A 13,763-nucleotide genomic window follows, 5' to 3' on the forward strand; every position below is an offset into this window, starting at 1 on the left:
TAAAATCAATGCTCTTAAACAGGGTAGCCCCTGATGTTATTCATATATCGATCGCTCTCTAAAATGCAGCACACTATTAAACTGTTCCTAACTGTGCTGCTAATCTGCCTATTTATCCGCTTAATACCCTATTTTGCACCGATTCGTGCCGCAGATATTGCCCAAAATCAACTGGCAATGCAGTTTAGCGATCGCAATGGGCTACCATTAGGAACAATCCTCACCCGTGATCAAGAGCATACCTCAGTAGTACCACTAAATCAGGTATCCCCCCAATTCATCCAAGCACTGTTATCCGCCGAAGATGGTAGCTTCTACCATCACGGCGCATTAGATTTAAAAGCCATTGTCCGCGCCATCCAACAAGCCATCCACACCAAAAAAGTTGTTTCCGGCGCTTCCACAATTACCATGCAGTTAGCACGGATGTTAGAACCAGTTCCCCGCAACCTGTCGGGGAAAATCCAGGAGATTTGGCTGGCGTGGAAGTTAGCGGCTGGGATGAATAAAGATGAAATCCTCTCCGCATATATCAACCGCCTGCCAATGGGTGGCAATATATATGGTGTAGAAGCAGCCGCCCAAACTTACTTTTCCATCCCCGCCAGTGACTTAAACCTAGCCCAAGCCAGCTTGTTGGCAGCTATCCCCAATAACCCCACCTACTTCAACCCTTACGAACATGGGGAACGCCTCAAACAGCGACAAAAATACGTCCTCAATCGTATGGTACAGGAAGGGTATATCAGTGAGGCGATCGCCAATCGCACACTAAAAGAAAAAGTTGTCTTTCAGTCCAACCAACGCGGAATTATCGCCGCCCCACACTTCCTATTTTGGTTAGCAAATCAAATCTCACCTGACAAAAACGACAATCAATCCCCCCTTTTTAAGGGGGGTGGGGGGGATCAATCAGTTATCCGCACCACCATCAACCGTCCCTTACAACAATTCGTCCAAGCCCAAGTACAACAAGTAATTTCCACCCTCGCCCCCAACAACGTCCACGACGCAGCCGCCCTAGTAATTGACAACCACACAGGCGAAGTTCTCGCTTACGTCGGTTCACCAGATTACTTTAATCAAACCAAACTAGGACGCAACGACGGAGTACAAGCCCTACGCCAACCCGGTTCTACCCTCAAACCCTTCGTCTATGAATTAGCCCTAGAAAAAGGTTTAATTCGCCCTAACACCATCCTGGCAGATATCCCCACCCATTACGCCATCCCTGGCGCACAACTCTACAGTCCAACCGATTATACAGAAAAATTCCTCGGCCCCGTGCGAGTACGCATCGCCTTAGCCAATTCCCTCAACGTTCCAGCCGTTAGGGTATTAGAAAAAGTAGGTGTACCCACTTTCCTAGAACGCCTGCATCAACTAGGATTTACTCACCTCGACCAAACCCCTGAATACTACGGCTTAGGCTTAACCCTTGGTAGCGGTGAAGTTAGCCTCTGGGAACTAGCCCACGCCTACCTCACCATCGCCAGACAAGGACAACCCATTCCCGTAATTACCACCCTCTCCCCTTCTCTACGAGAGGCTGCGCCAACGGGTTCGCAGTCGCCTGCGGAGGGAAACCCTCCTACAGCTCTGTCTCACCACTCCCAACTCCCAACTCCCAACTCCCCGCCTCCCACAAATTGGCAACTAATCACCAACATCCTCAGCGACAACCACGCTCGTGCCACCGCTTTTGGTGTAGACTCAATATTAAACTTGCCCTTCCCCGTCGCTGTTAAAACTGGCACTTCTTCCAACTTTCGTGATACTTGGACAGTCGGCTTTACCAGCGACTACACCGTCGCTACCTGGGTAGGAAACTTCAACGGTGAACCCATGCGCCAAGTCTCCGGCGTAACAGGTGCAGCACCTTTATGGAATCGGATTATGCTGCATCTGCACGAACATGAAGAACCAGCCGCCTTTCCCCCTCCATCTGGTTTAGTAGAACTACCCATTTGTGCAGTTACCGGGTTACGCCCAACACCAGACTGTAACTCAGTAGTGCAAGAATATTTCTATCCAGAAGATAAAGCTAAATACGCACAGGAAACTCAGTTCACTTTGCCATCAGAGTATAACGAGTGGTTAGCCAAGCAACAATCAAGTTTTGTTGGCAACGACTTGAGAATTGTCTCTCCTCATGATGGCGATGTTTTCTTGTTGTATCCCAATGCAGCAGCACAACAATTAGAATTTAAGCTAACAGGAAATAAATCTGCGCCTGTAGAATGGTGGCTGAATGGCGAAAAATTGAATACACAGTCAGATAATTCGTTATTTTGGGCTTTGCGTCCCGGTAACTGGACTTTAGAAGTCAGAAGTGGAGCAACGAGCGATAAACTAAGCTTTCAGGTGAAGTTAGCAAATACTAAACCTACCCGCCAAGGATTTTCTATTGCTGATAAAGGTTAGTTCTTTTAGTTATAGCAGGAGGCAGTTGACAGCTGACAGTTGTTTTTTCTCCCCCCACTCCCACCCTTACGGGAAGCAAGCTACATCTCCCCCAACTCTACCCCTGTGAATTTCTACCAGTGTTGGGTTAAAAAAGAAACATGAAAATCATGAAATCCCTCACTAACTGGTTAGAAACCCATGCTAGCGCCCCTGCATACATCGGCTGGGTACTGGCGGGAGTTGCTGTTTGTTTTTTTGGTGCAGCGATTAATACAATGGCTGGCTGGCTGTATGCCATTAGCGGCGTAAGTTTTGCATTGTTGGGTATAGCTGCGATTTTACCACCGCGATCGCTCACAGGTTTATCTGTAACTCGTCGTCCCATCTCTCCCGTCTCAGCCGGGGATGACTTAATTTTAGAGTTAGAAATTCATAACTCCAGCAAGCAATCTGTTAGTTTGTTGCAAGTTGAGGATATATTACCTTTCGTTTTGAGTAAACCCATCAAACAGGCGATCGATACTATTCCTAGTCAAGAAAGCTACAAATGGGTACATTACCAAACTACCCAGCGTCGGGGTATTTATCGCTGGCACACCGTAGAATTAGGCACGGGTGCGCCTCTAGGTTTATTTTGGGCGCGTCGTCAGCACCAGTGTAATGCTACTGCCATCGTGTATCCGACTGTACTACCACTAACTACCTGTCCCCTGGTTGATGAACTGGGGCAAGAAGAAAGTCAACGGAGTGAGTACCGTGGTAAACCCTTGCAAACAGCCACATCTGGGTTAGTGCGATCGCTACGTCCTTATCGTATTGGCGATCCTACCCGCCTAGTTCACTGGCGCACCAGCGCCCGTTATGGTGAGTTACGGGTACGTGAGTTAGAAATGGTGACAAGTGGACAGGATATTATTATCGCCCTGGATAGTGCGGGCAATTGGGAAGAGGAAAATTTTGAACAGGCAGTAATTACCGCAGCTTCATTGTACTTTTACGCACAAAATCAACAATTGCAAGTGCAGATGTGGACTGCATCAACAGGGTTAGTCAAAGGTGAAAGTGTCGTTTTAGAAACACTAGCAGCCACTAAATATTTAGAAGAACCTACAAATCCAGAACCGGAAAACTCACCTTGTATTTGGTTGGCACAAAACACTCTCACCCTTTCTAATCTGCCTCAAGGTAGTCGTTGGGTCTTATGGCAGGATGTAGCATCATTAAAACAACAAGTAGTAATTAACAAAGATTACCCAGGCATCACCATAGATCAAGAAAAGCCATTGCAACTTCAACTTCAACAATCCTTGCATTCATTGTGAAATTATATTTATAGGATTGAAAATTTCAATGAATATTGACAATCTATCCCATTTTGGATTTTAGATTTTGGATTTTGGATTGTGAAATGGTTTACTGGTGAGCTTTTCAGGAATCCATTTGTCGCAATCATTTTTCAAATTGGTTTTAGTTATTCTTGATGCCTGCCATTTCCTTGATCCCATGCCTTTTGACAACATTCATGTTTGAGAAATTATAAAAAATATTGCAAAAACCAAGTTAGAGAAATTCCTCAGCAATACCTTAGTGACGCTGAGGTACAATGCAAAGATATTTGAATATTTAACCGCCGATCCCCATGATTTCATCAGAAGCTAACTCAAAATCCAGCGAGAAAAGCCTAGAGGCAATGCGCCATTTTTCAGAACAATATGCTAAACGTACAGGTACTTACTTTTGTTCTGAACCATCTGTTACCGCAGTCGTAATTGAAGGATTAGCCAAACATAAAGACGAATTAGGTGCGCCTTTGTGTCCTTGTCGTCACTACGAAGACAAAGAAGCAGAAGTGAAAGCTTCCTACTGGAACTGTCCTTGCGTCCCCATGAGAGAACGCAAAGATTGCCATTGTATGCTATTCCTCACACCAGAGAACGAATTTGCCGGACAAAGCCAAGAAATATCTCTAGATACGATTAAAGAAGTACGAGACAGCATGGGATGAGTGAAACCATGCCCCTGGAGTTTTGGCAAGGTGTAGAACAATTTAACGCTGGCAAGTTCTACGCCTGTCACGACACCTTAGAGGCTTTATGGATTGAAGCCAGTGAACCAGAAAAAACCTTTTATCAAGGGATTTTACAAATCGCCGTTGGTCTTTATCATTTAGGTAATCGTAACTGGCGAGGTGCAGTAATTTTACTAGGGGAAGGCAGCAACCGCCTGCGACGTTATCCTGAAGTTTTTGGAAATATTGATGTATATGAATTACTAAACCAGAGCGCAGGCTTGTTAAAAGCATTACAAGAAATCGGCCCGGAAAACATTAATTACGACAATCTCAACGATAACCCAGACCTAGCCTTTCCAACAATTGCGATCGCCAACGATTAAGAGGAAGCAGAAAGATAGGGGAATGAGAAACTGATTCTTGTTCCCTCTTTTTGTATGGAGACAAGGGAGAGGGGGGAGATAGGGAAGAATAATAACTGTCAACTGTCAACTGTCAATTGTCAACGAAACTTTCACCCTGAGCCTAGCGTCAAGATTTCAGCCTGCAATTATCTCAAATTACTGCCGATAGGAGATTATATTTTTGGAGAATGTAGTTGAGATAATTTAATATATAGCCGTAGTCAGATACGTTAGGACATCTCCAAAGCCTGAATGCTAGAAGTAGTAAGACTTTCCCTCCTGCCTCCTGCCTTCTGCTATACAAGCCACAATCCCAAATACAAACTTGCTATGATACCTAGCTATAAACTGCCTCTTTTAAAAATGCGTCGCCTGGGATTAGCTTTACTGCTACCTGTGGCATTTTTGGGTACTGTAACCCTACCTCACCAATTATCAAGCGTCACAGCACAAACGCCTGCGGCAAATCGTCCGCTTACTATCCGCTCGGATATTCAAGAATACGATTCCAAAAATCAGGTGATTACCGCTCGTGGGAATGTGCAGATGTTATACCCGGCGCGACAAATTCAAGCAACATCGGCTCAAGCTCAGTATTTCAGCAAGGAACGCCGGATTGATTTCATGGGTAATGTCTATATTTTGCAGCAAGGTGGCAATAGTATCCGCGCTGAAAAGGTAACATACTTGATTGATGAAGGACGATTTGTGGCGTTACCACAATCCAATCGTCAGGTAGAATCCGTTTATATGGTGGATGACGCAGAGCTTAATAATCAAGCTAATACACCTGCGCCCAAAACACCAGGGTTACGCCGTTCTAATTAGCATCAACCAACAAGACAACACAGTTATAGTGAAAATTGTTCTAGAAAATATTCACAAGTCTTACGGTAAGCGAGTAATTGTTAATCGCGTTAGTCTTTCTGTGGCTCAGGGGGAAATCGTTGGTTTACTGGGGCCTAACGGTGCTGGTAAAACAACGACATTCTACATTGCCACAGGTTTAGAAAAACCGAATCAAGGGCGAGTCTGGCTGGATAGCTTAGATATTACTGGCTTACCAATGCACAAAAGAGCAAGATTAGGCATCGGCTATTTAGCACAGGAAGCAAGCGTTTTCCGTCAGCTTTCAGTACAAGATAATATTCTTTTAGTATTTGAACAAACTAATGTACCACGTAGGGAGTGGTCAAAGCGGCTGCATACTCTACTGCGAGAGTTCCGCTTAGAAAAAGTCGCCCGAAGTAAAGGGATTCAACTTTCCGGGGGGGAGAGGAGGCGGACAGAATTAGCTAGGGCTATAGCAGCCGGACGAGAAGGGCCAAAATTCTTATTGTTGGATGAACCATTTGCAGGCGTTGATCCCATTGCAGTATTTGAGATTCAGCAAATTATCGCACAACTGCGCGATCGCGGCATGGGCATCTTAATTACAGACCACAACGTCCGCGAAACCCTAGCCATTACTGAACGCGCCTACATCCTCCGCGAAGGCCAAATTCTCGCCTACGGCAATACTGAAGAACTCTACAATAATCCCCTTGTACGGCAATATTATTTAGGTGACAACTTTCAACTTTAGTAATTGTTGTTGACTGTTGACGGTTAACTGTTAACCGCTAACTACGAACTTGTACTGAGCGTAGTCGTACCACTCCGTGGAAGCAAGCTACGCGGAGCGTCTGTCTCCGACACGCTACGCGAACGAAGAGAAGTATTACGAATTACGAATTACGAATTACAAATTATATCTATGGTAGCCAAGAACTTTTCGTCCTTCTATACCTTCAATTCGCTACTGCCTTTGACAATTATGGATCGCTATTTGATCAGCGAATTGCTCCCGACATTTTTATTTGGCGTTGGGGCTTTTTCATCAATTGGCGTGACGATTGATGCTGTATTTGAGCTAGTTAGAAGAGTAGTAGAATCTGGGCTACCTATTAGTATTGCCGTGCAGGTTTTCTTATTAAAGTTGCCTAATTTTATTGTGTTAGCTTTTCCTATGTCTACACTGTTGGCAACTTTGATGACTTACAGTCGCCTTTCTAGCGAAAGCGAATTGATTGCCTTGCGTGGTTGTGGTGTCAGCGTCTATCGTATGGTAATGACTGCGGTAATGTTGAGTTTGGTCGTCACAGGACTAACATTTCTATTTAACGAGCAAATTGCCCCAGCCGCAAATTATCAAGCATCCTTGACTTTAGACAGAGCGTTAAAATCAGATAAACCTACATTTAAACAACAAAATATTTTTTACCCCGAATATCGGGATGGAAAAGACAAGGATGGAACTAAAACCAAGATACTAACGCGCCTATTTTATGCCGACCAGTTTGATGGTAAGCAGATGAGAGGACTAACTATTATAGACCGTTCAGAAGAAGGTTTAAATCAAATAGTGGTGGCAGAATCTGCCGAGTGGAATGGAGCGCAAAGCGTTTGGGATTTTTATAATGGTACTATCTATTTAGTCGCGCCCGATCGCTCTTATCGAAATATTCTCAGGTTTGAAAAGCAACAACTCAAACTACCCCGCACACCCCTAAGCTTGGCAGAACAGAGCCGCGACTATGGGGAAATGAATATTTCCCAAGCTTTGGAACAGTTGAATATTGAACGCTTGGGTGGCGATCGCCAAAAAATCCGTAAACTAGAAGTAAGAATCCAACAGAAATTTGCCTTACCTTTTGTCTGTGTTGTCTTTGGTTTAGTCGGCGCAGCAATGGGAACCATACCCCAACGCACAGGTAAAGCTACTAGTTTCGGTATTAGTGTAATAGTAATTTTTGGCTACTATTTACTCAGTTTTATTACTGGTGCTTTAGCACAAGCTAGAGTTTTTTCTCCCTTCATCGGCGCATGGCTACCCAACTTGATCGGGCTAGGTATAGGAATATTGTTATTAGTGCGTGTCGCTCAACGTTGAGGCATTTCATAATGATTACTGAAAGATATCAATCGTTCTGACTTTTCACGATATTTGCAAAACTACTCTACGTAGGGTAATCAATTATTTTCCAGATTAACCAATTTACATAAAAAATATGAAAAGACCTTTAATACAAAGAATTTTTCAAAAACGTAGTAATTCTATTCTTCAAAAAGTTGTATTTTTAGGCGGTCGGTCTCACTTTCCTAGCGTTCGTGTTCGATGTATTGAAGTAGCTAATGCTATTGGCTGTGATTATATAACTGATGTAGACTCAATTGCTGATATTCCCAAAGATAAAGAAATTTTTATTTGCGTTAAACCTCTCTTTAATAAGGAATGTTTAGCAGATTTACAAAAGCGGGGAATTGTTATTTGGGATATTCACGATAACTACTGTCCACGCGATTTTATTGATTATTATCTTGTAAGTAGTAAAGGTGCTTATCAGAAGTTTTGCTCTTATGGTAAAACCTACATAATACCTCACCATCATTGTAATTTTTCAGGATTTATTAGCCCTAGTAGATTGAGAGGAAAACCTACTTGGATGGGTTCACCAGAATGGATTCCCAGCGATTTAAATTTTGATTTTGAAGTTTACAATAGCAAGGAAATCACTACTGAACAGGTATACGATGTTTACCGTAACTCAACTATCTTGCTGAATATTCGAGCTTCAACTTCGATCACATCAGAATCTGTATCTGAACATATCAGAATTAATCCTGGTATTAAATTGATAAATAGTATTGGTTTTGGAGTTCCATCAATATCTAGTTTAGAACCAGCTTATCTTGAGATTGGCCCAGAATGTACACTATTTGCAAAAGACAGTGAAGATTGTAAAAATTTGGTAATACAGTTGCAACAGGATGATGATTTATATAATCGATTAAGGAATAACTGTATTTTCAAAGCTTCTCAATACAGCCTTGCCAATATTGCACAGAAATATTTGGATCTCTTGACATCCAAGGTATAAAAGGGCGATCGCCAAAAAATTCGTAAACTAGAAGTGAGAATCCAACAGAAATTTGCCCTACCGTTTGTCTGTGTAGTCTTTGGTTTAGTCGGCGCAGCAATGGGAACCATACCCCAACGCACTGGTAGAGCTACTAGTTTTGGTATTAGTATGATAGTGATTTTTGGTTACTATTTACTTGGTTTTATTACTGGTGCATTAGCACAAGCTGGAGTTTTTTCTCCCTTTATCGGCGCATAGCTACCCAACTTTATTGAGTTAGGGATAAGAATAGTGTTATTAGTACGTGTGGCTCAACGCTGAGATATAGCAGAGAACAGATATAACTTCCAAAAGCTCAAAAGTAAGAAAATTCAGTCCTTAATTTCTTACAAGAGTTGTCATAACTGAGCCAGAGCAAGAGTTTTGAGAGCCAATGTGGAGCATCTCTATTATGCGGTCGTGCAAGAGCAGACTGGGGCGGTTGGGGGAGAAAGATATTTCCAAATATTGACCGCAAATCTAATTGTATTTAACATTAATTATTTGTACAGGTCACTTTCATGTCACTTCTGACAGAAACTTTAGAAAGAATCTTTAAGCATCTTCAGCAAAATAGGCCAGAGGTAGCTTCACTTCTAAAACCAGGATTAAAATTTGAAGAGATTCAATCTAAAATTAGAAATTTACCTTTTCGTTTACCAGAAGAAGTTTATGAACTTTATCAGTGGCGCAATGGTATAGAGTATACAAATATTTCGAGAATCAATTTACATCTTGATATTTCTTTTATTCCTCATTTTGATTTTATACCTTTAGAACAAGCCATAGAAGATTCTAAAGAAATTGAGGAGTTTAGGCATGAATATACTTCACTAGAAGATGAGAACTGTCATAAACCTTGGTTCCCAATCTTCGGTTCTGATGATTTAGAGTATTTCCTTGTTTTTGGCAATTCAGACAATAATAATTATTCATCTATAATGCACTGTCATTTAGGAGGTGGAAGTCTACCTAAATTGAAATATCCTAACCTAACAACTTTTATGCTAATAGTAGCAGAATGCTATGAAACAAACACTTATTACCTGACACAGCCTTCAGAAGATAATTATTTTAGAGTATTCTTAGAAGAAAATCCAAAACAATTCGCTGAAATTGAACGTAAATATTTTCTTGAAGAGTTAGAAGAATTAATAAAAGCAATATCTCAACCTAAATGTTTACTATCAAACAATATATTTAATAGCTTATGTCGCTTTAAAGATCCAAGATTTGTAGAACCAATGATTCACATCCTTCATTTACCTTTATCTGAAGTGGATAATGAAGAAGAAAACATCTCAATTCGTATAAGTGCAGCTATAATTCTTGGAGAAATTGGAGATTTGAGAGCAGTAGAACCTTTAATGAGAGCATTAGAATCTCGGTTGAAAGAAGACCGGGGATACTCTGTAGCAAATAATGCAGCAGAAGCACTCAGAAAATTAGGAGATCCCAGAGCTATTGAACCGTTGAAACGATTTGTGCAAAATAATCAGCAGTATCTTCCAACTTTCATACCTTCACCTTCATGGCTTGAGCGAATTGCTCTTCAAGAAGCCTTAGAGCAAGCAAATTGGGCAATCAAAGAACTTGAGAAAATAATTTGAACAACTTTTAATTAGCAAGTAATGTTTTTTAGCCTCGACTTCGCAATCAAGGTGCGCGGTCGTGCCTACGAAAACCTTTACAAGTCAAGCTTTTGAGTAAGGTAAGAAAATTTTTATTATTTCTTTCTTAGTTACTTACAATTTCATTTGCTTGTTAGGTTGCTAACTGTTTAAGGGTAATACTAGGGTGTTAGTAGAAGAAAAAACACCATGACAATACTACTTGAAACTCTAAACGAAATTAAGAAATGGCATCAACAGAACAATCCTGAATTTAGCAATCTTTGGCAGCCAGGATTAACAAAATATGAAATTGAGGAAATAATAAAAGTTTTACCCTTTCGGCTATCCAAAGAATTGTATGAACTCTACGAGTGGGGTAATGGAGGTTATTTGTACTTTCCATTGGAAGTCGCTGTGCAAGAGTATTACAAGATGGAAAACAGTTTTTACCCACAATGGAATCCTTACTGGTTGCCAATCACTGATGACCTTGGTAGCGGCTATCCAACAGAAGACCTAAAAGGCTACAGTGTTGTTGTTGGAGATAAGGAAATCCAAGATACTTCCCTAATGCTTTATATTGATTTTCAATCTCCAGAACCAGACGTTTGGTATCCCAGTATTACTAATATGATGTTAGCAATTTTAGACAAGTATCAAATGGGTTCACAGAGAAATGATATTGAATACTATGTACAATACCGTTCTATGATTGATGACCTGCAAGCTAGTCTTGAGCAGTGTGAAGAACCAACAAAAGATTGGCAACACTTAGCATTGGATCTTACCCGCAACTTGATTCAGCAAGCGAACACAGGAATAGATCAATACTTAAGAGGACTATCTACTGAAGAAATAGAGATTTATGCTCAAGGTTCTGTACATAAAAAATATAACCCAGGTGGAAACTACCTGTCCATTTGGCATCACAGGAAAGAGGTAGTCGAACGCCCTGATGGTTCAAAGGTTGAGACTAGATATGATCCTGACACAGGAATGATATCAGGTATCGAAATTCACAGCCCTACGGGAGAAACAAAAGAATTAACCTATTACTATGCTGGGAAACCTGCTTACCGAACAACACATAGTTACGAAAGATCCGACTGCTACCACTATATTCGGGTAGAGAATTGGTTTGGTGTTCATGATGTCGAAGAAACTATAACGGTTATGTGCAAAGACGGTTGGGTCAGAACTAAAACAGTGCGCCGTTATATCGATGATAATCTTGTCAAAGAAATTAACTATGCAGTTGATTAACTCACAGAAATAACAAAATGAAAACATAATTAGGATATCCTATTTTACCTGCCTCAGCACCTTATCTCCTCCAATGTCGGTTAACCCATAAGTAGAACAAGGTGAAAAAACCAAAGTGTGTAAAGATAAGTAAATACATAAATGTGTCTACCAAGGTAACAGGGATATGGGCAGCCGTTTAAGGGTATTTCTGACTCCTAAGCAAGATAAAATTTTGTTCAACCTGAGAACGGCAGATGTACCCCAGAAAGTGAAAGACCGAGCCGAAGTGATCAGATTAAGCGCACATGGTTGGTACGTAGAGAAGATAGCAGATCACTTTGACTGGACTGCCCAAACAGTAAGAGAAGTTTTGCATAGATGGGAAAAACAAGGTCTAGAAGGACTGTGGGAGAAAGCAGGGCGGGGAGGAAAATCAAGGTGGGCAGAAGCTGACATGGCGTTCTTAGAAAAATGCTTGGAGCAAGAACCACGTACATATAATAGTGTTCAATTAGCCCAAAAATTAGAGCAAGAACGCTCCGTGAAATTGAGTCCTGACTGGTTAAGGCAGGTACTCAAAAAAAGGGGGTCATTTGGAAGCGAACTAGAAAAAGCCACAAAGGAAAGCAAGACAAAGTATTGCAGCAAATCAAACAGGCAGACTTAGAGATGTTGGAATTATCTGCTGCTGCTGGAGAAATCGATTTAAAGTATATGGATGAATCAGGGTTTTGTGCCTGGAGTGAACCCAGTTACAGTTACTACTTCCGAGGTCAGCAAAAACGCCTGGAGCAGAGTAAGCGTCGGGGTCGAAGGTTAAGTATTATTGGGTTTCTTCAACCCCTAATTAGTTTTGTGTACGGTCTAGTGATTGGTGGCGTTTCACGCAAATCCTATATTCAAATGATGGAGCTTGAAGCACTTGAAGCCCAAAAAGCAGGTCGTATCAGAGTCATCGTTCAGGACAACGGCCCGATACATCGGTGCAAAGAAGTTCAGCAATTATGGACAAAGTGGGAAGAGATGGGTTTGTACATCTTCTTTTTACCTAAATATTGCTCAGAGATGAATCCAATTGAATTGGAGTGGCAACACCTGAAAAAAAATGAACTAGCTTCTCAAAGTTTTGAGGATGAATTAGACCTTGCCTATGCTGTCATTGATGGAGTTCAAAATAGAGGAGAAAAGGGAAACTACAGTACGCAACGTGTAAAATTTAACTCTTATTCTTCTGCTTAATTCTTTGTTACATACTTATAAATTTTCTCCACGACTTACTTACGACCAAGAATTAAGTTAATGACTGCCCAAATCAGCAATAGGGTCTTATATCATCAAAAATTTTGTGACATTACTGGTATCAATGGTTCTGGCTTATTTGAACCACTACAGTATGGTGTTAAGCCAGTAATGATTTCTTCTGCTTGCTGGCGGGGTTATTACTGTACTTATGAGGTTGCTGATAAATCTCTGTTTCTTACACAACTCAATATCGGGCTAAGTGAAGCGGATCAGTTGAAGGCAGAACAAGGAGATGGGCTGAAGCTGTTTGGTAAAACACCTGCTCGATATACAGAGTATGGACAGCGTATTCATTTGACAAGCAATAAAACCGAGACTCACTGGGAGTCATCAGACTTTAAAATAGATGGTATAAGGGAGTTGATTCCCTTTACTGGTGGTTTGTTACTGGGAAACGACTTCATCCGCCAGATGTATGTTCACATGGGCTTTCACCCTGCATACAAGTTCAGAACTGTTTATGAGTTAATCTTTGATCATGGGCAACTTGTAGAAGAACATGACCGTTCCTCGCAGATGGCACAGTTGAGAGAGATGTTACCTATTGATACACTAAAGCCAGGAGTTAGTGCATCCCGCAACGAAATTAAGCAATGGCTCAAGCAGTGTTTTAGTTTAGAGTACAAAGGATTTTCTACTTAATACATAACTGTAGTAAGCAAATAGTTAAGCCACGACCGAGCAAGGAAGTTAGGTAGCATTGGCTCCTCAAAAGCTTATAAATACTGCTTTTCAATGAAACTAATTAAATTTTCTTAACTGATTTTCTTACTTGCACCAATTTTATAAGTCGGTAATTGGTCATCGGTAATGGTAACTAACTAATTACCTATCGGCTATC

General features: G+C 41.3%; 12 protein-coding genes and 1 pseudogene. All 13 read left to right on the plus strand.

Annotated features, from left to right (window positions below; all coding sequences use genetic code 11):
• Positions 1 to 33 precede the first annotated feature (33 nt).
• The 13 genes and pseudogenes from pbpC (at position 34) to NSMS1_RS02940 (ending at position 13,564) form a co-directional block, all read left to right on the plus strand.
• A complete protein-coding gene (gene pbpC, locus NSMS1_RS02880) occupies positions 34 to 2,424 on the plus strand; it encodes a penicillin-binding protein 1C (RefSeq protein WP_224090810.1) in 2,391 nt (796 codons plus the stop codon).
• 140 nt (positions 2,425 to 2,564) lie between these two features.
• The gene (locus NSMS1_RS02885; RefSeq protein ID WP_224090812.1) at positions 2,565 to 3,728 is read left to right on the plus strand and encodes a DUF58 domain-containing protein; all 1,164 of its coding nucleotides are present in this window, start codon (positions 2,565 to 2,567) and stop codon (positions 3,726 to 3,728) included.
• Between the two features lie 317 nt (positions 3,729 to 4,045).
• Positions 4,046 to 4,411 carry a ferredoxin thioredoxin reductase catalytic beta subunit gene (locus NSMS1_RS02890; RefSeq protein ID WP_224090814.1) on the plus strand — a complete coding sequence of 122 codons (366 nt, stop codon included), beginning with the start codon at positions 4,046 to 4,048 and terminating at the stop codon, positions 4,409 to 4,411.
• Entirely contained in the window at positions 4,408 to 4,800 is a 393-nt protein-coding gene (locus tag NSMS1_RS02895; RefSeq protein ID WP_224090816.1) for a DUF309 domain-containing protein, read from the plus strand. The genes NSMS1_RS02890 and NSMS1_RS02895 overlap by 4 nt, the downstream gene beginning before the upstream one ends.
• Positions 4,801 to 5,151: 351 nt before the next feature.
• Positions 5,152 to 5,649 carry an LptA/OstA family protein gene (locus NSMS1_RS02900; protein ID WP_224090818.1) on the plus strand — a complete coding sequence of 166 codons (498 nt, stop codon included), beginning with the start codon at positions 5,152 to 5,154 and terminating at the stop codon, positions 5,647 to 5,649.
• A gap of 28 nt (positions 5,650 to 5,677) precedes the next feature.
• Positions 5,678 to 6,406: an LPS export ABC transporter ATP-binding protein gene (gene lptB / locus NSMS1_RS02905; RefSeq protein WP_224090820.1), complete on the plus strand. Its 729-nt coding sequence runs from the start codon at positions 5,678 to 5,680 to the stop codon at positions 6,404 to 6,406.
• A 231-nt stretch (positions 6,407 to 6,637) separates the two neighbouring features.
• On the plus strand, positions 6,638 to 7,753 hold the full coding sequence (locus NSMS1_RS02910; protein ID WP_224095044.1) for an LptF/LptG family permease: 1,116 nt from the start codon (positions 6,638 to 6,640) through the stop codon (positions 7,751 to 7,753).
• A 118-nt stretch (positions 7,754 to 7,871) separates the two neighbouring features.
• Positions 7,872 to 8,741, plus strand: a complete 870-nt coding sequence (locus NSMS1_RS02915; protein ID WP_224090830.1) for a glycosyltransferase — start codon at positions 7,872 to 7,874, stop codon at positions 8,739 to 8,741.
• 3 nt (positions 8,742 to 8,744) lie between these two features.
• Positions 8,745 to 9,044: pseudogene (locus NSMS1_RS02920) on the plus strand (LptF/LptG family permease); the annotation flags it as partial.
• Between the two features lie 239 nt (positions 9,045 to 9,283).
• On the plus strand, positions 9,284 to 10,372 hold the full coding sequence (locus NSMS1_RS02925) for an SMI1/KNR4 family protein (protein WP_224090831.1): 1,089 nt from the start codon (positions 9,284 to 9,286) through the stop codon (positions 10,370 to 10,372).
• A 210-nt stretch (positions 10,373 to 10,582) separates the two neighbouring features.
• Positions 10,583 to 11,638, plus strand: a complete 1,056-nt coding sequence (locus NSMS1_RS02930) for an SMI1/KNR4 family protein (protein WP_224090833.1) — start codon at positions 10,583 to 10,585, stop codon at positions 11,636 to 11,638.
• A gap of 166 nt (positions 11,639 to 11,804) precedes the next feature.
• Positions 11,805 to 12,859, plus strand: a protein-coding gene (locus NSMS1_RS02935) for an IS630 family transposase (RefSeq protein WP_224085966.1) whose coding sequence is annotated in 2 segments (ribosomal slippage) — positions 11,805 to 12,197 and positions 12,200 to 12,859 — 1,053 coding nt in all. Because the reading frame shifts where the segments join, the coding sequence is not laid out codon by codon here.
• Positions 12,860 to 12,919: 60 nt separating this feature from the next.
• Positions 12,920 to 13,564 carry a hypothetical protein gene (locus NSMS1_RS02940; RefSeq protein ID WP_224090834.1) on the plus strand — a complete coding sequence of 215 codons (645 nt, stop codon included), beginning with the start codon at positions 12,920 to 12,922 and terminating at the stop codon, positions 13,562 to 13,564.
• Positions 13,565 to 13,763 lie beyond the last annotated feature (199 nt).

The organism is Nostoc sp. MS1, assembly GCF_019976755.1.
Lineage (GTDB): Bacteria > Cyanobacteriota > Cyanobacteriia > Cyanobacteriales > Nostocaceae > Trichormus.